Origin of the sequence: Paraburkholderia ginsengiterrae (assembly GCF_001645125.1) — a bacterium.
GTDB classification, from domain to species: Bacteria; Pseudomonadota; Gammaproteobacteria; order Burkholderiales; family Burkholderiaceae; genus Paraburkholderia; species Paraburkholderia ginsengiterrae.
In genome coordinates, this window is sequence record NZ_LXKA01000125.1 from 1 (window position 1) to 506 (window position 506).

1 pseudogene is annotated in these 506 nt (G+C 71.9%); it reads left to right on the forward strand.

Annotated features, from left to right (window positions below):
• Nucleotides 1–244 precede the first annotated feature (244 nt).
• Nucleotides 245–412: pseudogene (locus A6V37_RS42165) on the forward strand (PLP-dependent aminotransferase family protein); the annotation flags it as partial.
• Nucleotides 413–506: the final 94 nt, after the last annotated feature.

A 506-nucleotide genomic window follows, 5' to 3' on the forward strand; every position in this document is an offset into this window, starting at 1 on the left:
GGCGGGGGGGGCGGGAGGGGCGAAGGGGGGGTTGCGCGGCAGCGGCGGACCGCCGGAGCGCCCGGCGAATTGGGGACGCCCACGCGCGGTTGCAAGAGGGGCGGGGCGCGAAGCCGCGGAGATACCGGAACAGAAACGTCGCCAGTGCCGGATCGCGGCAATGGGGGATATTGAAGCGCAGCCAGGTGGTCGGCGACTGCTGCGGTGAAAACAGGCTGCCAGGCGTCAGCAAAAACCCGGCTTCGTGGCCGGCGCCGGCCACGAAGCCGGGTTTTTGCTGACGCCTGGCAGCCTGTTTTCACCGCAGCAGTCGCCGACCACCTGGCTGCGCTTCAATATCCCCCATTGCCGCGATCCGGCACTGGCGACGTTTCTGTTCCGGTATCTCCGCGGCTTCGCGCCCCGCCCCTCTTGCAACCGCGCGTGGGCGTCCCCAATTCGCCGGGCGCTCCGGCGGTCCGCCGCTGCCGCGCAACCCCCCCTTCGCCCCTCCCGCCCCCCCCGCC